We start from the raw sequence: 25,011 nt of genomic DNA, 5'->3' as shown, positions 1-25,011 counted from the left end.
GCGGTCACGCCATCGTCGGGATGGTGAAGCTCGCGCCCTCCTTGACCCCTGAGGGCCAGCGCGAGGTGACGGTCTTGGTGCGGGTGTAGAAGCGGACGGCGTCCGGGCCGTGCTGGCCCAGATCGCCGAACCCGGACTTCTTCCAGCCGCCGAAGGTGTGGTAGGCGACGGGGACCGGGATGGGGACGTTGACCCCGACCATGCCGGTGTTGACGCGTCGGGTGAAGTCGCGGGCGGTGTCCCCGTCGCGGGTGAAGATGGCCACGCCGTTGCCGTACGGGTGCTCGCTGGGCAGCCGCAGGGCCTCCTCGTAGTCGGCGGCCCGTACGACGCACAGCACCGGGCCGAAGATCTCCTCACGGTAGATCCGCATCTGCGGGGTCACCCGGTCGAAGAGGGAGGCTCCGGCGAAGAACCCGTTCTCGTGCCCGGGGAGTGTGAACCCGCGTCCGTCCACGAGGAGTTCGGCGCCCTCGGTGGCGCCGATGCCGACGTAGCGGTTGACCCGGTCGAGGGCGTCCCGGCTGACCAGGGGACCGAAGTCGGCGTCCGGGTCGTCGGAGGCGCCGATGCGCAGGGCGGCGATGCGCTCCTTCAACTTGGCCACCAGCGCGTCCGCGGTCTCCTCCCCCACGGGGACGGCGACGGAGATCGCCATGCAGCGCTCGCCGGCCGAGCCGTAGCCGGCGCCGATGAGGGCGTCCGCGGCCTGGTCGAGGTCGGCGTCCGGCATCACGATCATGTGGTTCTTGGCGCCTCCGAAGCACTGGGCACGCTTGCCGTGGGCGGCGGCGGTGGCGTAGATGTGCGCGGCGATCGGGGTGGAGCCCACGAAGCCGAGGGCCTGGACGCGGGGGTCCTCCAGGAGGGTGTCGACGGCCTCCTTGCCGCCGTTGACCACGTTGAGCACGCCCGGGGGCAGGCCGGCCTCCAGGAACAGCTCGGCGAGGCGCAGCGGTACGGACGGATCCCGCTCGGAGGGCTTGAGGACGAAGGCGTTTCCGCAGGCAAGGGCGGGCGCGGCCTTCCACAGCGGGATCATCGCGGGGAAGTTGAAGGGGGTGATCCCGGCGACGACGCCGAGCGGGGAGCGCAGGGAGTGCACGTCGATGCCGGTGCCGGCGTTGTCGGTGAAGTCGCCCTTGAGGAGGTGCGGGATACCGGCGGCGAACTCGACCACCTCCAGGCCGCGTTGGAGATCGCCGTGGGCGTCGGCGACGGTCTTGCCGTGCTCGGCGGACAGCAGCCGGGCCAGTGCCTCGCGTTCGCCTTCGACGAGCTGGAGGAAGCGCAGCATGACACGGGCGCGTCGCTGCGGGTTCCACTGGCCCCATTCCGCCTGCGCCTCCTCGGCGTTGGCGATGGCCGCCTCGGTGTCGGCGCGTCCGGCCAGCGGGACCCTGGCCTGGACGGCTCCTGTGTTGGGGTCGTACACGTCGGCGTGGAGACCGGAGGTCCCGGTGGTGTGCTTTCCGCCGATGAAGTGGGTGAGTTCACGGACCATGGGAAGCCTGCTCTCGTCAGGTGAGATCCGAGGAGGGCGCGGCAGGCCCGCGCGGCGGCACCGGTCGTGGTGCGCGCCGCCGTCGGGCAGCCGCGGGACAGCGAAGGCGGCAGGCGCGCGGCGGATTGCGGATTGCGGATTGCGGGTGCCGACGCGGCTGCGGACGCGGAGGGGGATGCGCTTGCGGGAAGCGGGTGCAGGCGCGGGTGCGGATGCCTTCGGTGAGCTACGAACGCGCGGTCAGGGCCGCGTGCTTCGCGAACTCCGCCGGATCACCAGGGCCGTGGTCACGTACCGGTGCCATGCGTGTCTTCTCCATCCTCGTGGACAACACGGAACACCCCACGGCCGGTATCCTGACTCCCGGATCATCGCGCGCCGCCCGGCCTTCCCGACGGATCTCTCCGTCAGTGGCCTGACCTGCTGGACAGCACGCTTCCCGGTCACAGTGGCGGGACCGCGCCGGATTCACACCGGCTTCCCTGCACCGCGGGCTTGGTCACGAACATATAGTTGGACGTCCTAGTAAGTCCACCCCCCTCCACCGGAAGTCCAGCCGGCTCCACCGCGTCGGGTGAACGCGCGCCGGATCACGCCCTTGCGGCGGGGGCCGCCTCCGCGTTGCCCCGGGGCCCCTGGGACCTGATCATCAGGGCGGCGACCAGGGCCGCGAGCAGTACGCTGCCGGCCGCCCACCAGAAGTTCGCCGTCTCGGCGCGCAGCAGCTCCTTCTCGATCATGCTGGGCAGCACGGACCCTGCGCGCAGGCGGTCCACGTGGACGGAGATCACGGTGTCGAGCAGTGCCGCGCCGATCGCCAGGCCCAGTTCCCGGGCCGTGAGGACGGCTGCCGCGGCGCCACCGGAGCGCTCCGCGGCGACCGCGCCGGTCACGGTGGCGAGGATCGGCACGAAGGCCATGCCGATCCCGAGGCCGATGAGCAGCAGGGCGGGCAGCACCCCGATCGCGTACGAGCTGTCGAAGCCGAGGCGGGTCAGCAGGAACAGCCCGACGGCGGTGAGCACCAGGCCCCCCAGGATCGGGACGCGGGGCGCGACGCTGGGCAGCAGCCGGGCGGAGACCTGCGTGGAGCCGATCACGATCGCGGCGACCATCGGGAGGAAGGCCGCTCCGGCCATGACCGGGTCGTAGCGCAGGACGGTCGCGAGGTAGTAGCCGACGACCGGGTACAGGGCGGCGATGCCGGCGCCGGCCAGGAGCATGCCGAGGAGGCTGCCGGCGCGGTTCGGGTCCTTGAAGACGTACGCGGGGACGAGCGGGTTCGCCGCCGCGGACTGCCACCACAGGAAGCCGGCGAGCAGGATGACTCCGCCCACGAGCAGGACCAGGGTCAGGGGGGCGGCCCAGCCGCTGTTCTGGGCCTCGTTCAGTCCGCAGAGCAGGGCGGCGACCCCGCCGGAGCCGAGCAGTACGCCCGGCGCGTCGAAGTGGCCGCCGGTGCGGCCCGGGCGCTCGTGCACCAGGGTGAGCGTCCCGATCAGGCCGATCACGGCGATGGGGATGCCGCCGAACAGCGACCAGCGCCAGCTCATGGCGGTGAGCAGCCATCCACCCTCGGCCATCCCGAGTGCCGTGCCGGCGGCTGTGATCGCGGCGTAGATCCCGAAGGCCCTGCCGCGTTCCTTCGGGTCGGTGAAGCCGGTGGCCACCAGGGACAGCGCGGACGCCGTGAGCAGCGCGCCGAAGACGCCCTGGAGGACGCGGGCCCAGACGAGCGTGCCGGAGTCCCCGGCCGATCCGCCGAGCGCGGAGGCGGCCGCGCAGCCGAGCAGGCCGACGATCAGTGTCTGTTTGCGTCCCGCCAGGTCCGCGATGTGCCCGCCGATCAGCAGCACCGCGCCGAAGGCGATGAAATAGACGTTCGCCAGCGTTCGCAGGCCGTCGGTGGGCAGGTTCAGGTCGGCCTGGACGGCCGGAAGCGCGACGCTGAGGTTCGCCGCTTGGAGCAGCGCCATCAGCTGCACCAGGGCGATCACCGCCAGGCCCCACCAGCGCCCGGGGTGCGCGGGCGCGAGGTCGGGGAGGGAGGCCGGGGGCGGCCACGGGCTCGCGGGTGCGCCCGGGGGCGGTCCGAATCCCCGCGCGGGATCGAAGGGCGCGGGAGACGTCGGGGCGTAGGCGGGCGGCAGGGGCGGCGGCTGGGCCGGGGGCTGATCCTGCGGGGCGGGCGCCTCCGTGGAAGCCGTGGCCGGGGCCTGGGGCTCCGGCCGGTGCTGGGCCGGGATCGACGGGGCGAAGTCCAGCAACTCGGCTGCATGGCGCCCCAGTTGCGCCAGTACGGCGCCCGGCAGCCACTCCGCCGCCTGATCCGGCGCCGTACGCTCGGCCACCTCCCGGGGACTCGGACGCCGGGCCGGGTCCTTGTGCAGGCACGCGCGGACGAGGTCGACCAGCACGTCCGGCACCCCGGCCAGGTCCGCCTCCTCCTCGGCGACCCGGAAGAGGTGGGCGTTCAGGCCGGTGTCCGTGGCGCCGAACAGGAGGCGCCCTGTGGCGGCGTAGACAAGGACGGCGCCCAGGCAGAAGACGTCGCTGGCGGGGGTGAGTTCGAGGCCGCGGACCTGCTCCGGCGACATGAAGCCGGGCGAACCGATCAGCATGCCGGTGCGGGTGTGCAGGCTGTGCTGCTCGGCCAGGCTGTCCATGGCCCGGGCGATGCCGAAGTCGATGACGCGGGGGCCGTCGACGGTGACGAGGACGTTGGACGGCTTGAGGTCCCGGTGGATCAGGCCCGCCTCGTGCACGGCCTGGAGGGCGAGGGCGAGGCGGTTGGCGAGGGTGTGGACCGAGTGCTCGGGCAGTGGCCCGAAGTGCTCGGCGACGACGGCGTGCAGGTCGGGGCCGGGGATGTACTGGGTCGCCACCCAGGGGACGGCGGCCTCCGGATCGGCGTCGAGCACGGCCGCGGTGCAACTGCCGCCCACCCGCCGCGCGGCTGCCACTTCGCGGGCGAATCGCCTGCGGAACTCGGGATGGCCGGCGTACTCGGCCTGCACCACTTTCACGGCGACGGTACGACCGCCCTCGGAGCGGCCCAGGTAGACCAGGCCCATCCCGCCGGCGCCCAGTCGGGCGATGAGTCGGTACGGTCCGATGCGGGTCGGGTCTTCGGCGATCAGCTGGTCCACGGGGGCAGGATAGGCCAACCGTCCGCCACCGGCCGGGACATCAGGCGGATCGATGCCCGGGCCGCCGATTCATCGTGCCGAGGGGTTCATCGCGCCGAGGGGTTCATCGCGCCGAGGGGTTCATCGCGCCGAGCCCCCGCGGTCCCGGCCGGAGCCCCGCCCCGGTGTCTCGCCGGGCGGCTCGGGGGCGGGGCGGCGATAATGGGACGCATGAGCACAGGTGCCGGGCGCGGGCGCTACGGCGAGGCGGTGTTCCGGCCCGAGCAGGCAGGCGAGGACGACCGCATCGACCTCGGGGCGCTCACCTACGACGACATGACGCTGGACCGCCTGCGCGCCCTGGGCGCCGGGCCGGGCTGGAACTGCCTGGACGTGGGTGCCGGGACCGGCACCGTCGCCCGGCGGCTGATCGGGGAGGCCGGGGTGACGAGCGTGCTCGCGGTCGACCGCGATGTCCGCTTCCTCGCCGCCCGTCCGCTGCCGGGGCTCGATCTCCTGGAGGCGGACGCCGTCGCGCCGGATTTCGACCCCGGGGGCCGGTTCCAGCTCGTCCACGCCCGGTTCGTGCTCATGCACCTGCCTTCGTGGCGGCAGATGATCGCCCGGCTCGGCGGCCTGCTGGCCGACGGCGGGGTGCTGGTCCTCAGCGACGCCATCGACCTGACCAGCCGCACCGCCCCGCCGAGCCCGTACACCCGGGTCATGCAGGCCATGTGGCAGGGGCTGCGGGACACGATCGGCACCGACATCTCCTGGGTCCCGGAGTACCCGCAGCACTTGCGGGACGCGGGACTCGTGTCCGCCGCAGCCGAGATCCGCGTGCCACCCCTGACCCCGGGCAGCCCCATCAGCCGTTTCTGGGTGGGGACTTGGGACCGGGCCCGCGAGTCGATGGTGGCCACCGGGCTGGTGGACGACACGACGATCGAGGAGGCGGTCCGATACCTCGGCTCACCGGACTGCGCCGCCCTCTCACCCGGAATGATCACCGCCTGGGGCCGGCGGCCGCTGCCCGCCTGACGAGGGTCTCCGGAGCGGTTCAGGAACGCCCGGTCTGCGTGCCGAGCCGCCCGGGCGCGCCCCGGCGCCGCCGGTCACTGCGGCACCATATGCGGTAGGCGCTGAAGCAGGAGGCCAGGGCGACCGCGACAGCACACCAGAGGCCGACGACGACGAGGATCGTGGCGAGCAGGGACATGTGGCTCACTCCTGTCCGGATGGGTGCGCTGTCCGGGCCGTCCGAAGTCCGGTTCTGGGCCCGCCTCTCGTCATGAAAATACGTGTGGAGGCGGGCAACCGGTTCAGTGCGGCGGATGGTTGGGCGGAGATGCGGAATACCTCGTCACGTACCCGCGTCAACAGATCCTTCAACACGTCCGACGGCACCGGCTCGTACCGGATGCCCGGCGCACGACGACGCCGACCTCGCGGCGCGGGGTGAGCGCGCCCTCGAAGTCGGCGTCGGCGGCAGGATGTCAGTGGCGGAAACCTCAGCGGAACTGACGGCGCAGCAGTCTCTCGGGGACGTACTCCGGGAAGGGCGACAGCGCGTGGGTGGCGGCGTCGTCGATCAGGTCCTGGATCGGGTTCGACTCCGGGTCCGTCAGGGAGGTGCCCAGGCGGGTCGCCACCTGCTTGCGCAGGGTCGGGAGCAGGGCGTAGAGGCGGTCGCCGGGGCAGGACGTGGAGTTGAAGTCCCGGTGGCCGTAGATCTCCGAGGCCGGCAGGCCGTACTGGGTGCAGATGTGGGCGCACAGATCGGCGAGCATCGAGAACTGCACCGCCGGCGGCTCCTCGGTCATGTACGTGCCCTCGTTCTCGATGCCGATCGAGACCGTGTTCTGCCCGACGCAGTGCGCGGCGCGCACCTGGCGCTTGCCGGTGCGCAGCTCCGCGAGGCTGTTGTGGCGGCCTTCCGTCACGAACGCCCCGCGGCTGACCGTGAAGTGCTGCCCGGTGTCGATCCAGCCCTGGGCGTCCATGTGGTACGTCTGGATCGCCCTGGCCAGGGCGTACGCGCGCTGCTGCGAGTAGTCGGTCACGTTCAGCGTCGCCGTGTGGTGGACGATGATCCGCTCGGGGCGGTTGGCCAGGACCACCACGGCCTCGGACGCGGCCCGCGCCCCCCAGCCGGCGCAGCTCACGATCTCCGGCCCGGCCGCGGCAGCGGCCGCGGCGTGCGCCCGGCTCGTCGGCAGGACGGAGAGCGCGGAGCCGGCGGCCAGGGCGAACGCGCCCGTGACGACCGCTCGGCGGGTGTGCTGCGCGGGGGAGGTCATACCGTGCCCTTTCGGTCGGAGGTGCCCATTGAAGGGGCCCCGTCCGCCGTAGCACGTATGACACACCGGTGATCGGCTTCCCTGCGGCGCCACGGGGTGAGCGGGAGCCGCCATCCGGGTGCGGCCCGGGCCGCGTCCTTCGCCCCGGCCGGGCCGTCTCTCACATCCTGGGCCGGGAACACCGTCTTCCGCCCAGCCATCCAGCCAGCCATCCGCCCAAGGAGTACGGGATATCCTTCGACGCCGTCGACCGCTTTCTGACCGCCCTCGACCCGGCACACCGCGAGGCCGTCGGCGGCCTGCCGCGTGCCGAGCAGGAGCGGCTCGCCGCGGCCTGGGAGGAGGAGCTGGAGCGGGACACCGACATCGACACCCTGGACGAGCTGTCACCGCCGGCCGCCGAGAGCGAGGCGGCGCGGCGGGTGATGGAGCGCCTTTCCGAGTAGCCGGGCCCGCAGGTCACGGGCCCCGCCGCCCTTCCGGGCCTCCCCCGGGTCCGGCGGGCTCAGACGCGGTCGGCTGCGATCAGCACGTACTGGAACGAGCCGTCCTTGTAGGAGTTGATGAACGCCTCCTCGATGCCGGTGACGAGGGAGGAGGTGGCCCGCAGCTCCCAGTACGGCAGGGTCGCCGGGGTCAGGTCGATGACGGCCTGCGGTACCAGGCGGTTGTCGGCCATGGCCCGCATGTACTCCCGGCGGGAGTGGATGTTGCACTCGAAGTGCGCGTTGATCTGGGAGACCCACTTCGAGGGCTGGCCGTAACGGGGGTTCCAGCAGCCGGTGATGGTCACGTACCGGCCGCCGACGGCCAGGACGCGGGCGTGCTCGGCGAACAGGTCGTGCAGGTCCACGTACATGCTCGACTCGTTGTTCCACGAGCCCGCGGCCTGCCCCGTCTCGAACGGCATGTCGAGCATGTTGCAGACGCGTGCGCGGACCGAGTCCTCGATGCCCAGTTCGCGGGCGCGCCGGTTCGCGAACTCGGCCTGCTTCGCCGACAGGGTGACGCCCTCGACCTTGCATCCGAACCGCTGGTGGGCCATGACGGACGAGCCGCCGCGGCCGCAGCCGGCGTCCACGAGCGTGTCGCCGTGTCCGATGGCGCCCAGGTGGTCCAGGAGGACGTCGGCCTGGGCCGACTCCAGCCGGTGGAGCTCGGCGATCAGCTTCTTCTCGTATGCGCTGTCATCGGTGTTCCCGAGGGCAGCGTGGTCGACGTCACCGATGCCGTAGTGGTGGTGGTACAGGCCGTCCACGTCGCCGAGGCGCAGGTTCACCGGCCGGGCCTCGTGGTCCCAGTAGCGGGCGATGTCGCCCTGGTAGGGCGTGGCCGGGGACGGGATGAACGCCGAGGTGGTGGAGGCGGCGGGGGCAATGGTGAGATCGGTGTCGGTCACTTATAAATCCATCCTTACCAGAAGTCGGGCAGGCTGTAGCGGTAGGTGTTGGTCATGTGCCAGTAGTGGTTGCCGTCGACCCACGCGGCGACCCCGCGCAAGAAGCGCGCCACGTTCGGGGCGGGGCAGGCGGCGGCCAGGTCTGCGGCCGCGGCCTCGAAGGCGTGCATGAGGTCGTTGTGGACCTCGACCGCCTTCAGGTAGGCCTCCTTGACGGAGACGCCCTCGCGTTCGGCGATCACCACGGGCAGGTTCAAGTGCCGGCCGGGGCCGGCGAGTTCCTTGGTGTACGAGTAGAGGTCGTTGACGATGGTGGTGGCGTTCCCCGCAAGCGCGATGACCCGTTGCATGGCGGGCTGGGCGTGCAGGTCCGCGGGCAGTTCGTAGCCGCCGACGGTGTCGGTGATCGTGGGACAGGGGCGGAAGTTGTTGAACTGGCGCATCGCCAGGTACTCCCACACCTGCGGGACGTAGTCCGTCTCGGCCCAGGCCGCCTCGGCGAGGTACCCCATGTGCAGGCGGGCCATGTCGTGCCGGAACCGGTCGGCCTGGGAGGCGCTGGCCCCCTGGAGGAGGTGCTCCATGGCCGAGCGGTAGGCGCGCCGCGGGGCGTCCGAGTGGAGCGACTGCGACCACTGCGGCTGGTATTCGGTCGTGGTGTGGAGGGGGTCGAGCGCGGTGTGCGCCAGCAGCAGGCGTCCGCCGAGGCCGACGGGCGAGCCCCCGTGGTCCTCGCAGTAGCAGTCGTCGACCACGTTCTCGGCGACCATCAGCCGGGTGGCGAGCATCAGGTGGTCGAGAGTGGGGGCGTCGGGGTGACAGGCGACCATGTACCGGCCCACGGAGAAGCCGTCGAACTGGTCCTCCCACTCGGGCGGATAGAGGTCGACCTCGTCCGCCCACGCCTTGATCCGGCGGCTGACCTCCTCCACCCGTACGGGGTCGGGTTCCGCTACGGGGTGGTAGTAGAGGCCCGGGATCGGCCGGCCGGCCGCCGGCTCCGCCGCTTCCGCCGGTGCGGACGGCGGCCCCTGGATCCGGGCCGGGTGGAGGCCCACCGTACCCAGGCCGCCGGGGCCGCGCAGGATCCGCTCCAGGGCGGGGTTCGGCACGGCCGCGGGAGCCGGCGGCCCGGCGGGGGCGGGCACGGCGAGCTGCTCGGGCCGGATGCAGCCGACGGCTTCGACTCCGCGTCCGTGGCCGTACGTCCCGAAGGCGGCCGCGGCGGCGGGCAGGCTCGACTGCACAGGGGAGGGCCCGGGATCGGGCATCCGTGACTCCTTGGTGAGGTGGTTGGGCTGTCCCGGTTCCCGGGCACCGCCCCGGGCGGCCTGCTAGTCGTGCCTGCGGGCGATCTGTACGTTCTCCAGGACGCCGAGCGCGTCGGGCACGAGGATCGCGGCGGAGTAGTAGGTGGAGACCAGGTAGGAGATGATCGACCGCTCGTCGATGCCCATGAACCGCACCGACAGGCCCGGTTCGTACTCCTCCGGCAGGCCGGTCTGGCGCAGGCCGATGACGCCCTGGTTGTCCTCGCCGGTACGCATGGCGAGGATCGAGCTGGTGTTCTCCTTGCTGATGGGGATCTTGTTGCACGGCAGGATCGGGACTCCGCGCCAGGCCGGGACCTGCTGGCCGCCGAGGTCGACGTGGTCCGGGTAGAGCCCGCGGGCGTTGAACTCGCGCCCGATCGCCGCGATCGTCTTGGGGTGTGCGAGGAAGAGCTTGGTGCCGCGGCGGCGGCAGAGCAGCTCGTCGAGGTCGTCCGGGGTGGGCGGGCCGGAGTGGGTCTGGATCCGCTGCTTGAAGGCGGCGTTGTGGAGCAGACCGAACTCCCGGTTGTTGACCAGCTCGTGCTCCTGGCGCTCGCGCAGCGCCTCGATGGTGAGCCGGAGCTGCTCCTCGGTCTGGTTCATCGGCTCGTTGTAGAGGTCGGCCACCCTCGTGTGCACCCGCAGGACGGTCTGCGCGATGGAGAGTTCGTACTCGCGCGGATTGAGCTCGTAGTCGACGAAGGTGCCGGGCAGTTCGGGCTCGCCGGTGTGGCCGGCCGACATGGCGATCTCGGCCTCGCCGTGCTTGTTCTGCCGCTGGTGCGGCAGCGAGCCGAACTGCTGGACGTGGGCCTGGAGGTGCGGCGCCGAGGACAGTACTGCGGCGAAGTCGGAGCGGGACAGGGTGAGCAGGGTGCCCGCGGTGGCGGCGGTCGCGGTGTAGTCCCAGCCGCCGGCGCCGTCGAGCAGGGCGTTCTCGCCGAACCGGTCGCCGTCCGCGAGCACCGCGACCCCGACCTCGTCGCCGTACTTGCCGACGGAGGTCTGGTTGATCCGTCCGTGGGCGATCAGGTGGATGTCGTTGGCGGGGGTGCCGCGCTCGACGAGCACCTCACCGGCGCGGAAGTCGCGCTGGACGCACCGGGCGGCGAGGGCGGTCAGCACGTCCAGGTCGTCGAAGCCGCGCAGCATGGCGATCTCGCCGAGCTCACGGGGGATCACCCGGACGTGGGCGCCGTCCTGGACGAACTCGATGCGGCCGTCGCCGACGGTGTAGGTCAGCCGGCGGTTCACCCGGTAGGTGCCGCCCTTGGTCTCCACCCAGGGAAGCATCTTCAGCAGCCAGCGGGAGGTGATCTCCTGCATCTGCGGGGCGGACTTGGTGGTGGTGGCGAGGTTGCGGGCAGCCGCCGTGCCCAGGCTGGTCTGCCGGGACGGGTCGAGCTGCGCCTCCGGGCTGGTGTCCACGGTCATCGGACAGGCGCTCCTTCATCAGGGCGGTGACCGGCGACGCGCACACGCCGCCGGTGAAAAAGAAGAAGAAAGGGGTCGGAATTCCGGGCAATCCGTCCGGATCCGGGAGCACACTAACCGTCAACGCGTCACATCAGCCCCTTCAGCCGTAGCCATTACCTCGATACGGCGATCTTGTACCGCGCGGGGTTTACGGACCGGTACAGCGGCATTCAAGCCAGCTCGAATACCTGTTCCCCGTACCGGCTTTGATCGAGGTCACCGGTCGACGAGGAACATCGCCGCGTCGTCCGCCAGGCGGTGCCCGGTGTGGCGGAGCAGCCCCCGATGGAGCTCGTTCAGGAACTCCTGCGCCTCGGGCGCCGCCTCCACCGCCTCCACCGCCTCCATCGCCTCGGGCAGGGCGAAGAATGCGCCGCCGCCGTCGCGGGCTTCGATGACCCCGTCGGTGTACAGGAGCAGCCGGTCCCCGGGCACGAAGGAGTGGCGGTCCGGCGTCCCGGGGGACCCGGTGATGAACTCCGCCAGGCCGAGCGGCGGCAGCGGGCGCGCGGGCATCAGGGCGCGGACCGTTCCGTCGCGGAGCAGCAGCGGGGGCGGATGGCCGCGATTGACCACCTCGACCACCGCCCCCTCCGGCACCTGCGCCACCAGCGCGGTGACGAAGCCCTCCGCGAGCACTCCCGGGTCGATCACGCCCGGCACGGCCGCGTCCCGCAACAGCGCCGCCTCGCAGCGGTTGATGACCCCGACCAGTTCGTCCTCGTAGTGCGCGGCCTCCCGGAACGCGCCCAGCACGGCCGCTGCCGCCCGTACGGCCGGCAGCCCCTTGCCCCGGACGTCTCCCACGATCACCCGGACCCCGTACCGCGTCTGTACGGCCTCGTACAGATCGCCGCCGATCTGCGCCCCCGTCTCGGCCGCCAGGTACGTGCCGGCCACGCGCAGGGGGCCCAGCCGGACCGGTACGGGCCGCAGCACTGCCTCCTGGGCCGCCACGGCGATCCGGCGGACCTGTTCGAGCTCGTCCTCCCTCCGCTTGCGGACGGTACTGCTCGTCGCGAGGCTCGCCAGCGACACCAGGAACAGGGCCAGGAAGTTGGTGTAGACCTGCTGGCTGCCCCAAGCCCCGTTGTACGTGGCGGTGGCGACGCTCACGGCCACGGCCAGCGCCACGGCCGCCAGGGTGCCCTTCGGGCCCATCGCCACGGCGGCCAGCGCCGGCGTCGCGACCAGGAGGGGGCCGGTGTACAGCACGTGCGCGGGCGTGAATTCGATGGTCAGCACCGCGAGCGCGATCGCGAAGGGCAGACACTCCGCGAGTACGAAGAGGACCTGGTGGTGACCGCCCGCTCCCGGTCGAGGAGGTGGGCGGAAGGGCACCCGCATGGATCCAGCCTGCGCCGCCGAAGCCGCTTGCCGCCACCGTTCGCCCGAGCGGGGCGCGTCGGGCGTAGAGCCCGCGGCCGGCGGGCATGTGAGGCGGTGCGGGTGTCGGGGCGCCCGTTCCCCGGCCCCGCCCTCCCCGGAGCGGGGCCATGCCGAGCCTTGGAGCCGTGAGTCCGGATGAGCAGCAGCCCCGAGCGCCGGGTCTCCCGTCGGGAGTTCGACGCGATCTTCACCGCGGTCCGCACCTGGGGCCGCTGGACCCCGGCCGACCGCGGCGCCTGGAACCGGGTCACCCCGGACCACGTGGGGCGGGCCGCCGCCCTGGTCCGATCCGGTACGGCGGTGCCGCTGGGCCTGCCCTGGGACACCCGGACCGGACCGGACAACCGCAGGCCCGCCCTGCACCACATGACCGACCTCGGCGACGTGGAGGCCCCGGAGCCCGCGACGTACAAGGACTTCCTCGCGGCCGACTACCACGGCAAGGCCGTGACCCACCTGGACGCGCTGTCACACGTCGCGTACGAGGGGCGACTCTACGAGGGCCGCCCCGCACGGGAGGCCATCGACGCCGGGGGCGCCCGGTTCGGCTCGGTGGCGGCGCTCGGGCCCCTCGTCACCAAGGGCGTGCTCCTCGACCTGCCGGCCGTTCTCGGGGTCGACTGGCTGGAGCCCGGGCAGGCGGTCCACGCGCAGGACGTCCTGACCGCGGAGCGGGCACTGGGCGTGACGGTCGACGAGGGCTGCGCGGTGCTGCTGCGCTCCGGCCGCTTCCGCCGCAGCCGGGAGCTCGGCCCGTGGGACTCCGGCGCCGCGAGCGCCGGTTTCCACGTGGACGCCGTGCCGCTGCTGGCCGAGCGCGCCGTCGCCCTGCTCGGCGGCGACGGGGACAGCGACCTGCGTCCCTCACCGGTCGAGGGCGTCCACTCCCCCGTGCACGCCCTCGCCGTGGCCGCCATGGGCGTGCCGCTGCTGGACAACCTGGACCTGGAGGCGCTCTCGGCCGCCTGCTCCGAGGCCGGGCGCCACGAGTTCATGCTCGTCGTGGCACCGCTGGACGTGCCCGGCGGGACGGGTTCCCCCGTCAATCCGGTCGCCATCCTCTGATGCGGACAAATGGGTGGGAATATACTCAGAAAGCACTTGCTCGGTGTAGCGCTCCGCTGTGGCGCCTCGCCGCGGCCGGGCGCTCGGTAAGGGGACGTGATGCGTATGGGGGCCACGGGAGAGCAGATCGGCCCCGCACGCTCCCGTGAGCGGTTCCTGGTGGGCGAGGCGATCGCGGACGGGGTACGGAGCCCGATCCTGAACTCGTGGCAGCGCTGCCAGTCGCTCGGACTCTCGCCGGACCAGACGGACCTTCCGTACCGGGACGATTTCGACCCGGACAGCCGGCTGGTGCACGCGGCCGGGCCCGTGCTCGACGAGCTGGCGTCCCGGTTCGCGGGCAGCCAGATGAACGTCTCCCTCGCCGACGGGAACGGGACGGTGCTCCAGCGCCGCTTCGGAGAACCCACCCTGGCCCGCAGCCTGCCTCCCATCCAGACCGTCCCCGGCTTCGTCTTCGCCGAGCGGTTCGCGGGGACCAACGGCATCGGCCTCGCGCTCGCCGAACGGCATCTCGTGCAGGTCTACGGGGCCGAACACTTCGCCGAGCGCTCCCAGTCGAACGCCTGCTCCGCGACCCCGATCCGTGACCAGCTGAGCGGGCACATCGTCGGCGTGCTCTGCTTCGGATACCCGCACGGCTACGAGCACCCGGCGCTGCCCGCCCTGGTCCGCCGGGCCGCGCAGTCCATCGAGCGGCGGCTGATGGAGCAGCATTCGGCGCGGGAGCGCGCGCTGCTGCGTGCGTACCTCGACGCCGGCCACCCGGCCCGGAACGGCGCGGGCCCCGGGGAGGGGCCGACGATCGGGCTGGAGGAGCTCGGCGACAGCGGGCTGGACCTGTACGACCAGATGATCCTCAAGGAGAAGGCCACCGAGCTCATGTCCTCGACGCAACGGTCCTGCGTCGAGGTGTCCCTGCCCCACGGGCGGGGGGTCACGCTGCTGAGCAGCCCGGTCACGAGCCCCTCCGGGGTGGAGGGCATCGTCGTCGAGGCCGTGTTCACCGGCGAGCCGCCGCCGGCGCACCACCTCTGCGTCGCGACCGGCGCGGGACCGCCGCACGAAATGCCGCACGGGACGCCTTCCGGCCCGGCAAGCGCGGACCCGCCCTCCCCCGGCAAGGTCCGGGGCCTGGTGCTGGTGGGCGAGCCGGAGGTCGGCAAGTACGCCGTGGCGGCGCGCCGCCGCCTGGAGCTGCTGGCCGAGGCCAGTACCCGTATCGGCACCACGCTGGACGTGACCCGCACCGCGTGGGAACTGGCCGAGATGGCGGTCCCCCGCCTGGCCGACTACGTCACCATCGACGTACCGGAGGCCGTGCTGCGCGGCGAGGAGTCCGCCCATCCGCGCAGCGAGCTGCACCGCGCGGTGGTCCACGGCATACGCGAGGACCACCCCTTCTACCCCGTCGGCCTCCGGGTGGAGCCGCACGCCGGCACCCCCCACGTGCGGTGCCTGGACGCCGGGCAGGCGGTGCTGGAGTCCGACCTGCGGGAAGGCATCGGCTGGATCGACCAGGAGCCCGAGCACGCGCGGGAGATCCTCGCCCGGGGCGTGCACTCGCTCATCTGCGTCCCCCTCCTCGCCCGCGGCGTCCTGCTGGGCATCGCCAGCTTCTACCGCTCGGAGGACCCCGCCCCTTACGGCGAGGACGACAGCTGGCTGGCCGGGGAGCTCGCGGCCCGCGCCGCCCTCTGCATCGACAACGCCCGCCGCTACACCCGCGAGCACACCCTGGCCCTGGCCCTGCAGGAGAGCCTGCTTCCGCACGGCATCCCGGAGCAGGGAGCGGTCGAGGTCGCACACCGCTACCTGCCCGCCGAATCGGGGGTCGGCGGCGACTGGTTCGACGTCATCCCGCTCTCCGGCACCCGCGTCGCCCTCCTCGTGGGGGACGTCGTCGGCCACGGCCTGCACGCCGCCGCCACCATGGGCCGACTGCGTACGGCCGCGCGAAACTTCGCCGAACTGGAACTCGCCCCCGACGAGCTCCTCACCCACCTGGACAACCTCCTGGTCCGCCTGGACCGGGAGGAGGGCGGCGACAACGACTCCGGCAGCATCGGCATCGTCGGCGCCACCTGCCTCTACGCCGTCTACGACCCCACGTCGCGGCTGTGCACCATGGCCCGCGCCGGGCACCCCCCGCCCGCGCTGGTCCACCCGGGCGGCCGGGTGACGTTCCCGGAGCTGCCCGCCGGACCGCCGCTGGGCCTGGGCGGCCTGCCGTTCGAGACGGCGGAGATCCTGCTCCCCGAGGGCAGCACGATGGTCCTCTACACCGACGGACTCGTCGAGGACCGCGAACGCGACATCGACGTGGCCCTCGACCAGCTGAGCGGCATCCTGTCCCAGCCGGACCGCTCGCCCGAGGACACCTGCCAGGCGGTCATCGACGCCATGGCACCCGCACATCCCGCGGACGACATCGCGCTGCTCGTCGCCCGCACCCGTACCGTGCCCGCCGACCGGATCGCCACGTGGACCGTGTCCGCCGACCCGTCCCTGGTGGCCGGCGTCCGCGCCGCCGCCACCCGCCAGCTCGCCGACTGGGGGCTGGACGAGCTGGCGTTCGCCGCCGAGCTGATGCTGAGCGAGCTGGTCACCAACGCGGTCCGCTACGGCACCGAGCCCATCCAGGTACGCCTGGTCCACGACCGCTCGCTGATCTGCGAGGTCTCCGACGGCAGCAACACCGCCCCGCACCTGCGGCGGGCGGCCTCCACGGAGGAGGGCGGCCGCGGCCTGTTCCTCGTCGCACAGCTCGCCCGCGCCTGGGGCACCCGGTACACCACGCAGGGCAAGGTCATCTGGGCCGAGTGCGCCCTTGACGCGGCCTGACGGCCGACAGGCCTGACAGCCGACATATCACCCATATCCATACAGCCGGCAGTAGCATCACCGGTGTCCTCACCGCTACAGGCTGTACCTCCCCCAGCACCACCTCCCCAGGCGGCCCCGGAGAAGTCCGTGCATGACACTCCCGCCACTCCCGTCAGCTCGACGCACCCGCCCTCGCGCCCCGGCGGAGAACCCCTCGTCCGGATGCGCGGTCTCGGCAAGCGGTTCGGCGGCACCGTCGCACTGGACGCGGTCAGCCTCGACGTCCACGGCGGCAGCGTCCTCGCCCTGCTCGGCCCCAACGGCGCCGGGAAGTCCACCCTCATCAAGGTGCTCGCCGGTGTCCACCGCGCCGACGAGGGCGAGGTGACCGTGGCCGGGCACCCGCTCGGCTCCGAAGCCGCCTCGCGCAGCATGTCCTTCATCCACCAGGATCTCGGCCTGGTCGACTGGATGACCGTCGCCGAGAACATCGCCCTGGGCACCGGGTACCCGCGCCGCCGCGGCCTGATCTCCTGGCGGCGGACCCGGGAGCGCTGCGCCGAGGCGCTGGACATCGTCGCCGGGCACCTGGACGCCGACACCCGGATCGCCGACCTCGCCCCCGCCGAGCGTTCCCTGGTCGCGATCGCCCGCGGGCTGGCGAGGCGCGCCGAGCTCTTCGTCCTCGACGAGCCGACCGCCACCCTCCCCGCCGCGGACTGCGCGCGCCTCTTCGGCATCCTGCACGCCCTGCGCGACCGGGGGCACGGCATCCTCTACGTGAGCCACCGGCTCGACGAGGTGTACGAGGTCGCCGACTCCTTCGCCGTCCTGCGGGACGGCAGGCTCGTCAGCCAGGGACCCCTCGCCCCGTACGGCCCGGCCCGGCTGGTCCGCGACATCGTGGGCCACGAACCGACCGGGCGCCCGCCCCGCGCCACGGCCCCGGCACCGGCGCCGGCCTCCGGGCACCGCCCGCCGCCCGTGCTGCGCCTCGACGGCGTGAGGACCGAACGCACCGGACCCGTCAGCCTGGAGCTGCGCGGGGGCGAGATCCTCGGCATGGCCGGCCTGACCGGCGCAGGGCACATGCACCTCGGCCGCGCCCTCGTCGGCGCACTGCCCCTGATCGGCGGGCGGGCGCTGCTCGACGGGCGCCCCTACCGCCCCCGTACGGTCGCCGCCGCCCTCGGCGCCGGCGTCGGCTTCGTCGCCGGCAACCGGCAGGAGGAGGGCTGCGCCGCGGAACTGACGGTTCGGGAGAACTTCCTGGCCAATCCCCGGGCCGCCGGTGTGCCGGCCTGGCACTGGATCGCGCCGCGGCGCGAGCGCGCCGAGGCCGCCGCCCTGATCGAGCGGTACGCCGTACGCCCCCGCGACAGCGAGGTGCCGATCGCCACCCTGTCCGGCGGCAACCAGCAGAAGGTCATGGTCGGCCGCCGGCTCCGGGGGCGGCTGCGCCTGCTGATCCTCGAAGAGCCGACGGCCGGCGTGGACGTGGGTGCCAAGGCGTCGATCCACCGGCTCCTCGCGGAGGTGCCGGCCGACGGGACGGCGGTGCTGCTCATCTCCACCGATTACGAGGAGATCGCCGACGTGTGCCACCGCGCGCTGGTGTTCGGGCGCGGGACCGTGGTGGCCGAGCTGGCGGGGGAAGCCCTGAGCGTCACGGAACTCACCCGCACCGCCTCGGCCCTGCCCGCGATCACCGGAAGCGCGGAGGGCCGGTGAGCCCGTCCTCCACCCGCCCCGCCCGCACGGGGCACCGGCACCGGCGCGGGCACGGGCACTTCATCGGCACGTACGGCCTGCTGACCCTCACCGTCCTGCTGTTCCTGCTCTTCTCCGTCCTCCTGCCGGACACCTTCCCCACGCTGGACAACGTCTCCTCGATCCTCTCCAGCCAGTCGATCCCGGCCATCCTGGCGCTCGGTGTGACGATCCCCATCGCGAGCGGCAAGTTCGACCTGTCCATCGGCTACGCGCTGGGCCTGGCGCACGTGATGGTGCTGTTCCTCATCGTCGAGAAGGGCTGGCCGTGGCCGCTCGCCTGCCTGGCGGTCGTCGCCGGAGGCGCCCTGATCGGCGCCGTGAACGGGGCCATCGTCGAGTTCGCCCGTATCGACGCCTTCATCGCCACGCTCGGCACCGGCAGCATGATGTACGCCGCCACCGGATGGATCACCGACGGTGGCCGGATCGTCCCCGGTCCCGACGGCCTCCCGGCCGCGTTCACCGACCTCTACGACGCCCGGTTCCTCGGGCTGCCGGTCCCCGCCTTCTACGTCCTCGGCCTCGTCATCGTCCTGTGGGTGGTGCTGGAGCGGCTGCCGTTCGGCCGGTACCTGTACGTCATCGGCTCCAACCCCCGCGCCGCCGAGATCGTCGGCATCCCCACCCGCCGGTACTGCGTCTACGCCTTCGCCTGCTCGGGCACGGTCGTCGGGTTCGCCGGGGTGCTGCTCGCCGCACAGCAGCAGATCGGCAACCCGAGCGTGGGCCTGGACTACCTGCTGCCCGCCTTCGTCGGAGCCCTGCTCGGCTCCACCGCCATCAAGCCGGGCCGGGCCAACGCCATCGGCACCCTCGTGGCCGTGACCGTACTGGCGGTCGGGCTCGCCGGGATCGGCCAGCTCGGCGCCCAGTTCTGGGCCACCCCGCTGTTCAACGGCGCCACGCTGCTCATCGCGGTCGGGCTGGCCGGCTACTCGGCCCGGCGGCGGCTGCGCACCGACACCGTCGCGACGGCGGACGCAGGCGTCGGCGGCACCGGCATTGGCACCGGCACCGGCACCCCTTAGACAAGCTCAGGAGCACCGTGTACCCGAAGTACCCGAACCGCAGGACCCCGCTCGCGACCGCCGCCCTGCTGGCAGCGGCCGCCGCCGCCCTCGCCGGCTGCGGGGGCGGCTCCCCGAACGCCACCGGCCCCTCGGCCGCCGGATGCCCGGCCGTCCTCCAGGAGGCCAAGGCGGCCGTCCGGCGGGCCGAGAGCACCGACACCACGTGGAACGGCCCCACGACCGGCCCGCGGGCGGTCCCCGGCAAAACCCTCGTCTATGTCGCCCAGACCATGACCAACCCCGGCGTCGCGGGGGTCGCCAAGGGCGTCCGGGAGGCCGCGCAGAACATCGGCTGGAGCGTCCGGGTGATCGACGGGGAGGGCACCCCGGCCGGCATCCAGGCGGCGCTCGGCCAGGCCGTCACCCTCAGGCCTTCGGGCATCGTCATCGGCGGCTTCGATCCCCGGCTGACCTCGCAGCAGGTGGCACGGGCCGGGGCGGCGGGCATCCCGCTCATCGGCTGGCACGCGGTCAGCTCCCCGGGCCCGAGCACCGACCCCCGGCTCTTCACCAACGTCACCACGAAGGTGGAGGAGGTGGCGAAGGCCAGCGCGGACTGGGTCATCGCCCGGTCCGACGGGGCCGCCGGGGTCGTCGTCTTCACCGACGACTCGATCCCCTTCGCCGGTACGAAGTCCAAGCTGATCGAGCAGCGGCTCGCCGCCTGCCCGGGGGTCGAGCTCCTCGCGCACAAGAACATCCCGATCCCGGACGCGAGCCGGCGCACCCCCCAGGAGGTCGCCTCGCTGCTGTCCCGCTTCCGCAAGCAGTGGACGTACTCCGTCGCCATCAACGACCTGTACTTCGACGACGCCGCGCCCGCCTTCCGTGCCGCGGGCAAGCCCGGCGCCGGGCCGCCGTTCAACATCGGCGCCGGGGACGGGGACCCGTCGGCCTTCCGGCGCATCAACAGCGAGCAGTTCCAGGCCGCCACCGTCCCGGAGCCGCTCTCGCAGCAGGGCTGGCAGATCGTCGACGAGTTCAACCGGGCCTTCGCCGGGCAGCCGGCCAGCGGCTACGTGGCCCCCGTCCACATCGCGACGGCCGAGAACAGCTCCGGGGCCACGTCCTGGGATCCCAAGGGCTACCAGGCGGCGTACGAGAAGATCTGGCACGGCTGACCAGGCCGTGTTTACGTGGATGCGCGCCTCACGGCCGGTGGGAGCGCACGCGCAGCCGCTTGTAACCCCGGGGCGGCACCGCCCGTCACATGTGCGCAACAGGGGTTTCCTACGTTGGGCGCCACGGGATCGACCTGCACGCGGCCGCGGCGCCCGGGGATCTGGGGGGTCGGCCGGTGTACTCCGAGGAGGTCTCCTGTGTCCGAGGCGGAAGCGGCGAGCGGACGCACGCGGCAGACGGCGGCCGGGCCCGCAAAGGACGCGGCCACCGGATCCGTGCGCACGGTCTGCTCCTACTGCGGCGTCGGCTGCGGGATCGTGCTGGACGTCGTCCGGGGCGCCGACGGCCGCCGTACGGTGGCCAAGGCCGTCGGCGACAAGCAGCACCCCGCCAACGCCGGGCGGCTGTGCACCAAGGGCGCCACCCACGCGGACCTGCTGGCCGCGCCCGGCCGGCTCGGGACCGCCCTGGTCCGCGAGGAGCGGGGCGCCGGGCCGACCTCGGTGGACGTGGACGCGGCCATCACCCGGACGGCCCAGCGGCTGCGCGCGGTCCTCGACGCGCACGGCCCCGACGCGCTGAGCCTGTACGTCTCCGGCCAGATGGCGCTGGAGGCCCAGTACCTCGCCAACAAGCTGGCCAAGGGGTTCCTGCGCACGAACCAGATCGAGTCCAACTCCCGGCTGTGCATGGCGAGCGCCGGCAGCGGTTACAAGCTCTCGCTGGGCGCCGACGGGCCGCCCGGCTCGTACGAGGACTTCGAACGGGCCGACGCCTTCTTCGTGATCGGCGCGAACATGGCCGACTGCCACCCCATTCTCTTCCTGCGGATGATGGACCGGGTCAAGTCCGCGGGCGCCAAGCTGATCGTCGTCGACCCGCGCCGCAACGCCACCGCCGACAAGGCCGACCTGTTCCTGCAGATACGGCCGGGCACCGACCTGGCCCTCCTCAACGGGCTGCTGCACCTGCTGGTCGAGGGCGGCTGGACCGACCCGGCCTTCATCGCCGAGCACACCGAGGGCTGGGAGGACATGCCCGCCTTCCTGCGGGACTACCCGCCCGCGAAGGTCGCCGAGATCACCGGCATACCGGAGGCGGACATCCGGCTGGCCGCCCGCTGGATCGGCGAGGCGGGCGAGTGGACGAGCTGCTGGACCATGGGACTCAACCAGTCCACCCACGGCACCTGGAACACCAACGCCCTGGTCAACCTGCACCTGGCCACCGGGGCGATCTGCCGCCCCGGCAGCGGCCCCTTCTCCCTGACCGGACAGCCCAACGCCATGGGCGGCCGGGAGATGGGCTACATGGGACCGGGCCTGCCCGGCCAGCGATCGGTCCTCGTCGACGGGGACCGGCGCTTCACCGAAGAGCTGTGGGGGCTGCCGGAGGGCACTCTGCGCACCGACGTCGGGCGCGGCACGGTCGAGATGTTCGAGAAGATGGCGGCCGGCGAGATACGGGCGTGCTGGATCATCTGCACCAACCCGGTCGCCTCCGTCGCCAACCGCAGTACGGTCATCAAGGCGCTGGAGACCGCCGAACTGGTCATCACGCAGGACGTGTTCGCCGAGACCGAGACCAACGCCTACGCCGACATCGTGCTCCCGGCCACCCTCTGGGCGGAGGCGGACGGCGTGATGGTCAATTCCGAGCGCAACCTCACCCTGGTCCGCGGGGCCGCCGACCCACCCGGACAGGCCCTGCCCGACTGGCAGCTGATCGCCCGCGTCGCCTGCGAGATGGGATTCGCCGAGGCGTTCACGTACAGCGGCTCCGAGGAGGTCTTCGAGGAGCTGCGGAAGGCGTGGAACCCGGCGACCGGCTGGGACCTGCGGGGCGTGTCGTACGAGCGGCTGCGCCGCGGGCCGGTGCAGTGGCCGGCGGCCCCGGGCGGACCGGACCGCAATCCGGTCCGGTACCTCAACGACGGCGTCAGCCAGACCCCGGCCGAGCGCCCGGACGGCAGCCGCCCGCGGCTGGTCTTCCCGACCGCCTCCGGGCGGGCCTCCTTCTTCGCCCGGCCGCACCTTCCGGCCGATGAACTGCCCGATGACGACTATCCGTTCGTCCTCAACACCGGGCGTCTCCAGCACCAGTGGCACACCCTGACCAAGACGGGCAAGGTCGCCAAGCTGAACAAGCTCGCCCCGGGTCCGTTCGTGGAGATCCACCCGCAGGACGCCGCGGCGCTCGGCATCGCGCAGGGCGACGGGGTGGAGGTGGCCTCGCGGCGCGGCCGGGCGGTGCTGCCGGCCGTCGTCACCGACCGGGTGCGGCCCGGGAACTGCTTCGCCCCGTTCCACTGGAACGACCTGTTCGGCGAGTACCTCAGCGTCAATGCCGTCACCAACGACGCCGTCGACCCCGTCTCCTTCCAGCCCGAGTTCAAGGTGTGCGCCGTGACGCTGGCCAGGACGCGGGTGCCGGTTCCCGTGACCGCCACGGCCACGGGAACCGCGGCAGCCTCGGGCGGGACCGGCGGGGCGTCAGGCGGGGCGTCGGACGAGGTGGCCGGCCAGGGCCGTACGACCACGACGCTGATGCACCCCGTGACCGTCCGGCCGGCGACCGCGGTCCCCGCCCTGACCTCCCTCTTCGGGCTGGAGGGGCACACGCCGCCCGCCCTGTCCGACCGGGAGCGCCAGTACCTCGCCGGATTCCTCGCCGGGCTCGCCTCCACCCCGCCCGGTACGGACGTCCCGCTGCTTCCCCTCGGCGCCCCCTTCGAGGACGGGCACTCGCTCTGGGTCGACGGGGTGCTCGCCGGGACGTACTCCCGTACCGCGACGGCCCTCGCCGCGATGCCCTCGTTCGCGCCCTCGGTCGCGCCGCCCTCCGCTCCGCAGCCGGACTCCTGCGATCCGGGCACGCCGACCCGGCAGACGCTGGTCCTGTGGGCCTCTCAGACGGGGAACGCCGAGGAGCTCGCCGCCACCGTCGGCGCCGCGCTGGCCGAGGACGGCCGCGCGGCAGCCGTGCACGGCATGGCCGACCGGCTCCCCGCCTCGCTCACCCCCGGCACGGATCTGCTGGTCGTCACCAGCACCTTCGGCGACGGCGACGCCCCCGACAACGGAGCCGGGTTCTGGGAGGCGCTCAGCGCGGCCGACGCGCCCCGGCTGGAGGACGTCCGGTATGCGGTGCTCGCCCTCGGGGACTCCTCGTACGACGCCTTCTGCGGCCACGGCCGGCGGCTCGACGGGCGCCTCGAGGAACTCGGGGCGCTGCGCCTGCTGCCGCGCGTGGACTGCGAGCCCGATTACGAGGAGCCCGCCGGCCGGTGGCTGGAGCAGGTGCGCAGCGCCCTGGCGGCGGGCGGCCCGGTCGCGGGGGCCGCCGAACCGCCCGCGCCCGCCGAGCCGCCTGTGACCGCCGAGCCGCCCCGGACCTCCGGCGCCCCGGGCCGGGCGGCCGCCCGGCACACCGCCCGGCTGTCCGGCAACCGGCTGCTGAGCCTGGCCGGCGCCACCAAAGAGGTCCGGCGGTTCACCTTCGACCTCGGCGAGGACGGCCCGGCGTACGAGGCGGGCGACGCCTCGGCGTCCAGCCGGTCAACTGCCCCGATCTGGTGGCGGAATGGCTGGCCGCCACCGGCCTGGCGGCGGACGCCGAGGTCGCCGTACCCGGCCACGACCGGCCCATGCCCTTCGCCCGGGCGCTGCACCGGCACCTGGACATCACCCGTGTCACGCCCGACCTGCTGCGGTTCATCACCGAGCACACCGGCGACCGCAGGCTCCGGCAGTTGACGCGCCCCGACAACAAGGACGGCCTCGCCCGCTGGACCTGGGGGCGCCAACCCGTCGACATCCTGGCCGAGTTCCCGGTCCGGCTCGGCGCGCAGGAGTGGGCCGAGCGCCTCAAACGGCTCCAGCCGCGCCTCTACTCCATATCCTCCAGCCCTCTCGTCGACCCGCGCGAGGTCAGCCTGACCGTCTCGGTGCTGCGCTACGAAGGTCCGCGCCGCCACCCCCGCAAAGGGGTGGCCTCCGCCTTCCTCGCCGACGCCGAACCGGGCAGCCCCGTGCCGCTGTTCGTCCAGCGCTCCGCGCACTTCCGCCCGCCCGCACGTCCCGAGACACCGGCCGTGATGGTCGGCCCGGGGACCGGGATCGCCCCCTTCATGGCCTTCCTGGAACACCGCCGCGCCCTCGGCCACCACGGCGGAAACTGGCTGTTCTTCGGCGAGCAGCGCCGGGCCACCGACTTCTACTACCGCGAGGAGCTGGAGGAACTGCACCGGCACGGCACGCTCAGCCGTCTGGACCTGGCCTTCTCCCGCGACCAGCGGGCCAAGGTCTACGTCCAGGACCGGATGCGCGAACAGGGGGCCCAGTTGTGGTCCTGGCTCCAGGAGGGCGCCCACTTCTACGTGTGCGGGGACGCGAGCCGGATGGCCAAGGACGTGGACCGGGCGCTGCGCGACATCGCCGTGGCCCACGGCGGCCTGACCGAGGACGAGGCCGCCGCGTACCTGAAGCAGCTCTCCGCCGAGAAGCGGTACGCCCGCGACGTGTACTGACGGGCGTCGCCTCCCCCGGCTGTCGGTCAGAACCAGTGGGTGGTGAGGGGGAAGGTGGTGGTGGCGGTGGTTGTGGTGGAGTCGGTGGCGGTTGCGGTGATCTGGAGGGTTCCGGTGG

The 25,011-nt window shown here is 72.9% G+C and carries 15 protein-coding genes, 1 pseudogene and 1 riboswitch; of the genes and pseudogenes, 8 read left to right on the top strand and 8 right to left on the bottom strand.

Features of this window, described 5'->3' with window-relative positions; all coding sequences use genetic code 11:
- Positions 1-4 precede the first annotated feature (4 nt).
- Positions 5-1,504, bottom strand: a complete 1,500-nt coding sequence (locus ACFXGI_RS05160) for a CoA-acylating methylmalonate-semialdehyde dehydrogenase (protein WP_384703495.1) — start codon at positions 1,502-1,504, stop codon at positions 5-7.
- Between the two features lie 328 nt (positions 1,505-1,832).
- Positions 1,833-2,029, bottom strand: a riboswitch (cobalamin riboswitch).
- A 65-nt stretch (positions 2,030-2,094) separates the two neighbouring features.
- Complete coding sequence (locus tag ACFXGI_RS05155) at positions 2,095-4,653, bottom strand: MDR family MFS transporter (RefSeq protein WP_384703492.1); 2,559 nt, start codon at positions 4,651-4,653, stop codon at positions 2,095-2,097.
- A 210-nt stretch (positions 4,654-4,863) separates the two neighbouring features.
- Between ACFXGI_RS05155 and ACFXGI_RS05150 the strand changes: the two genes are divergently transcribed.
- On the top strand, positions 4,864-5,673 hold the full coding sequence (locus ACFXGI_RS05150; RefSeq protein WP_384703489.1) for a class I SAM-dependent methyltransferase: 810 nt from the start codon (positions 4,864-4,866) through the stop codon (positions 5,671-5,673).
- Positions 5,674-5,692: 19 nt separating this feature from the next.
- On the opposite strand, the gene ACFXGI_RS05145 is transcribed toward ACFXGI_RS05150, so the two are convergent.
- Positions 5,693-5,851 (bottom strand): hypothetical protein, encoded by a 159-nt coding sequence (locus ACFXGI_RS05145; protein ID WP_229334564.1) that lies wholly within the window; start codon positions 5,849-5,851, stop codon positions 5,693-5,695.
- 292 nt (positions 5,852-6,143) lie between these two features.
- Complete coding sequence (locus ACFXGI_RS05140) at positions 6,144-6,932, bottom strand: peptidoglycan recognition family protein (protein ID WP_384703486.1); 789 nt, start codon at positions 6,930-6,932, stop codon at positions 6,144-6,146.
- 68 nt (positions 6,933-7,000) lie between these two features.
- Between ACFXGI_RS05140 and ACFXGI_RS05135 the strand changes: the two genes are divergently transcribed.
- Positions 7,001-7,378, top strand: a complete 378-nt coding sequence (locus ACFXGI_RS05135; protein WP_384703483.1) for a hypothetical protein — start codon at positions 7,001-7,003, stop codon at positions 7,376-7,378.
- 59 nt (positions 7,379-7,437) lie between these two features.
- On the opposite strand, the gene ACFXGI_RS05130 is transcribed toward ACFXGI_RS05135, so the two are convergent.
- From ACFXGI_RS05130 to ACFXGI_RS05115, 4 genes are all read right to left on the bottom strand, one after another.
- Complete coding sequence (locus ACFXGI_RS05130) at positions 7,438-8,331, bottom strand: geranyl diphosphate 2-C-methyltransferase (RefSeq protein WP_384703480.1); 894 nt, start codon at positions 8,329-8,331, stop codon at positions 7,438-7,440.
- Positions 8,332-8,345: 14 nt separating this feature from the next.
- On the bottom strand, positions 8,346-9,602 hold the full coding sequence (locus ACFXGI_RS05125) for a family 2 encapsulin nanocompartment cargo protein terpene cyclase (RefSeq protein ID WP_384703477.1): 1,257 nt from the start codon (positions 9,600-9,602) through the stop codon (positions 8,346-8,348).
- Between the two features lie 63 nt (positions 9,603-9,665).
- A complete protein-coding gene (locus ACFXGI_RS05120) occupies positions 9,666-11,078 on the bottom strand; it encodes a family 2B encapsulin nanocompartment shell protein (RefSeq protein WP_384703473.1) in 1,413 nt (470 codons plus the stop codon).
- A 258-nt stretch (positions 11,079-11,336) separates the two neighbouring features.
- A complete protein-coding gene (locus ACFXGI_RS05115; RefSeq protein WP_384703470.1) occupies positions 11,337-12,467 on the bottom strand; it encodes a PP2C family protein-serine/threonine phosphatase in 1,131 nt (376 codons plus the stop codon).
- Positions 12,468-12,644: 177 nt separating this feature from the next.
- Between ACFXGI_RS05115 and ACFXGI_RS05110 the strand changes: the two genes are divergently transcribed.
- From ACFXGI_RS05110 to ACFXGI_RS05085, 6 genes and pseudogenes are all read left to right on the top strand, one after another.
- Positions 12,645-13,574 (top strand): cyclase family protein, encoded by a 930-nt coding sequence (locus tag ACFXGI_RS05110; RefSeq protein ID WP_384703467.1) that lies wholly within the window; start codon positions 12,645-12,647, stop codon positions 13,572-13,574.
- 105 nt (positions 13,575-13,679) lie between these two features.
- Positions 13,680-16,418, top strand: a complete 2,739-nt coding sequence (locus tag ACFXGI_RS05105) for a SpoIIE family protein phosphatase (RefSeq protein WP_384703464.1) — start codon at positions 13,680-13,682, stop codon at positions 16,416-16,418.
- A 129-nt stretch (positions 16,419-16,547) separates the two neighbouring features.
- A complete protein-coding gene (locus tag ACFXGI_RS05100) occupies positions 16,548-18,131 on the top strand; it encodes a sugar ABC transporter ATP-binding protein (RefSeq protein WP_384703461.1) in 1,584 nt (527 codons plus the stop codon).
- Positions 18,128-19,201, top strand: a complete 1,074-nt coding sequence (locus ACFXGI_RS05095) for an ABC transporter permease (RefSeq protein ID WP_384703458.1) — start codon at positions 18,128-18,130, stop codon at positions 19,199-19,201. The genes ACFXGI_RS05100 and ACFXGI_RS05095 overlap by 4 nt, the downstream gene beginning before the upstream one ends.
- 17 nt (positions 19,202-19,218) lie before the next feature.
- On the top strand, positions 19,219-20,364 hold the full coding sequence (locus tag ACFXGI_RS05090) for a substrate-binding domain-containing protein (protein WP_384703455.1): 1,146 nt from the start codon (positions 19,219-19,221) through the stop codon (positions 20,362-20,364).
- A 276-nt stretch (positions 20,365-20,640) separates the two neighbouring features.
- Positions 20,641-24,893: pseudogene (locus tag ACFXGI_RS05085) on the top strand (molybdopterin-dependent oxidoreductase).
- Positions 24,894-25,011 lie beyond the last annotated feature (118 nt).

Origin of the sequence: Streptomyces sp. NPDC059355 (assembly GCF_042752335.1) — a bacterium.
In the GTDB taxonomy this organism is placed as follows: domain Bacteria; phylum Actinomycetota; class Actinomycetes; order Streptomycetales; family Streptomycetaceae; genus Streptomyces.
Note: the sequence above shows the minus strand (reverse complement) of the source record. Positions and strands in the feature narration are given on the sequence as shown.

Bases quoted from the DNA above. Each gene is read 5' to 3' on its own strand.
- ACFXGI_RS05160 (WP_384703495.1), bottom strand. From the start codon at position 1,504: ATGGTCCGTGAACTCACCCACTTCATCGGCGGAAAGCACACCACCGGG.
- ACFXGI_RS05150 (WP_384703489.1), top strand. From the start codon at position 4,864: ATGAGCACAGGTGCCGGGCGCGGGCGCTACGGCGAGGCGGTGTTCCGG.
- ACFXGI_RS05145 (WP_229334564.1), bottom strand. From the start codon at position 5,851: ATGTCCCTGCTCGCCACGATCCTCGTCGTCGTCGGCCTCTGGTGTGCT.
- ACFXGI_RS05140 (WP_384703486.1), bottom strand. From the start codon at position 6,932: ATGACCTCCCCCGCGCAGCACACCCGCCGAGCGGTCGTCACGGGCGCG.
- ACFXGI_RS05125 (WP_384703477.1), bottom strand. From the start codon at position 9,602: ATGCCCGATCCCGGGCCCTCCCCTGTGCAGTCGAGCCTGCCCGCCGCC.
- ACFXGI_RS05120 (WP_384703473.1), bottom strand. From the start codon at position 11,078: ATGACCGTGGACACCAGCCCGGAGGCGCAGCTCGACCCGTCCCGGCAG.
- ACFXGI_RS05115 (WP_384703470.1), bottom strand. From the start codon at position 12,467: ATGCGGGTGCCCTTCCGCCCACCTCCTCGACCGGGAGCGGGCGGTCAC.
- ACFXGI_RS05110 (WP_384703467.1), top strand. From the start codon at position 12,645: ATGAGCAGCAGCCCCGAGCGCCGGGTCTCCCGTCGGGAGTTCGACGCG.
- ACFXGI_RS05105 (WP_384703464.1), top strand. From the start codon at position 13,680: ATGGGGGCCACGGGAGAGCAGATCGGCCCCGCACGCTCCCGTGAGCGG.